Origin of the sequence: Kitasatospora sp. NPDC048298 (assembly GCF_043201465.1) — a bacterium.
Classification (GTDB): domain Bacteria; phylum Actinomycetota; class Actinomycetes; order Streptomycetales; family Streptomycetaceae; genus Kitasatospora.
On sequence record NZ_JBICYZ010000165.1, the window covers coordinates 1 to 1,839 of the forward strand.

3 protein-coding genes are annotated in these 1,839 nt (G+C 73.7%); 2 read left to right on the plus strand and 1 reads right to left on the minus strand.

The features are described 5' to 3' along the window. Nucleotides 1-698 (plus strand): electron transfer flavoprotein subunit alpha/FixB family protein (locus ACGF0D_RS44175; RefSeq protein WP_392926230.1); only part of this gene is annotated, 698 nt, incomplete at its 5' end. Nucleotides 699-965: 267 nt separating this feature from the next. Here the strand turns inward: ACGF0D_RS44175 and ACGF0D_RS44180 are convergent. Next, nucleotides 966-1,403: a hypothetical protein gene (locus tag ACGF0D_RS44180; protein WP_392926232.1), complete on the minus strand. Its 438-nt coding sequence runs from the start codon at nt 1,401-1,403 to the stop codon at nt 966-968. A 182-nt stretch (nt 1,404-1,585) separates the two neighbouring features. Between ACGF0D_RS44180 and ACGF0D_RS44185 the strand changes: the two genes are divergently transcribed. Further along, nucleotides 1,586-1,839 (plus strand): acyl-CoA dehydrogenase family protein (locus ACGF0D_RS44185; protein ID WP_392926235.1); only part of this gene is annotated, 254 nt, incomplete at its 3' end.

Genomic DNA, 1,839 nt, shown 5'->3' on the forward strand with positions numbered 1-1,839 from the left:
CCGTGCTGGTGACGTCCTCGGGTGAGGGCAAGGAGGTCGCCGCGCGCGTCGCGCTGCGGATCGGCTCCGGCATCATCACCGACGCCGTCGACCTGCGCGCCGGCGACCAGGGCCCGATCGCCACCCAGTCGGTGTTCGCCGCCTCGTACACCGTCGACTCCCGGGTGAGCAAGGGCGCGCCGGTCATCACCGTCAAGCCGAACGCCGTCGCCCCGGAGGCCGCCCCGGCCGCCGGTGCGGTGGAGAACGTGGCCGTGGAGTTCACCGGCAACGCCGCCAAGGTCACCTCGCGCACCCCGCGGGTGTCCTCCGGTCGTCCCGAGCTGACCGAGGCCGCGATCGTGGTCTCCGGCGGCCGCGGTGTCGGTGCCGCCGAGGGCTTCGGCGTGGTCGAGGAGCTCGCCGACGCGCTGGGCGCGGCCGTCGGTGCCTCGCGCGCCGCCGTGGACGCCGGCTGGTACCCGCACAGCAGCCAGGTCGGCCAGACCGGCAAGCAGGTCTCCCCGCAGCTGTACGTGGCCAACGGCATCTCGGGCGCCATCCAGCACCGGGCCGGCATGCAGACCTCGAAGACCATCGTGGCCGTCAACAAGGACCCCGAGGCCCCGATCTTCGAGCTGGCCGACTACGGCGTGGTCGGCGACCTCTTCGAGGTGCTGCCGCAGCTCACCGCCGAGGTGCAGGCCCGCAAGGCCTGATCCCGCGACGACGACGGAGGGGGGGGGGGGGGGGGGGGGGGGGGGGGGCGCCCCCCCGCCGGGCCCCCCCCGGGGGGGGGGGGGCGCCCGCCCCCCGCCCCCCCCCCCCCCCCCCCCCCCCGCGGGGGGGCCCGCCGCCCGGGCCCCCCCCCCCCCCCCCCCCCCCCGTCGTCTCCCGGCGGTTTCCCGGCGCGCCGCCCGGCCCGACCGGTCGGTGGCGCGGTCCGCGACCGAGCCCGTGACGCACCCCGCGGCGAGCCCCGCGGCTCACTCCGCGACGAAGGCCGCGAGGTGCTGGGTGAAGCCGCCCTGGGCCGGCGGCAGCGGGCGCGGTTCGGTGTCCGGCGGCGACGGCGGCTCCTCCATCGGCAGCAGCCGAAGCTCCGGCTGTTCGGAGTCGGGGGAGGAGAGCAGCCGCACCCGGGTGCCGACCGGGACGGTGCTGCGCATCCCGTCCACGATGCACCAGACGTCGAAGCCCTCCGCCATCCGGATCAGCGACTTCTGACGGACCAGCGGCGTCCGGGCCTGCTCGACCGCGCAGCGCCGCACCACGCCCGTGCCCTCGCTGGGCTCCAGCCTGAGGTCGGTGGAGCCGCAGGTGGGGCAGAGCAGCCGTTGGAAGGTCGGGTTGTTGCACCACGTGCAGCGCTGGAAGTACAGCGTCGTGCTCCGGGTGTCGGCATCGATGGCTGAGTGGACCACGCTGTCATCTCCCTGCGCTCGGACGGCTCGTTCGGCGGAAGTACGGCGAAAGTACGCCGGAAGTTCGGCACGAAAAGGATAGGGAACTCAGTACCGCCAAGGGAAGGCACTGAGTTCCCTTTTTGCCGCGCGCATGCATAATGAAGGGTACTGAGTACCGTCGTGAAACAGGAGTGGCGATCATGAGCCAGGAGTTCGATCTCTTCCGGATCTCCGAGGAGCACGAGATGCTCCGTGAGGCGGTGCGTTCGCTGGCCGAGGCGAAGATCGCTCCGTTCGCGGCGGAGGTGGACGAGCAGGGGCGGTTCCCGCAGGAGGCGTTGGACGCGCTGCAGGGCAGTGACCTGCATGCGGTGCACGTGCCGGAGGAGTACGGCGGTGCGGGGGCGGACGCGCTGGCGACGGTGATCGTGATCGAGGAGGTGGCGCGGGTGTG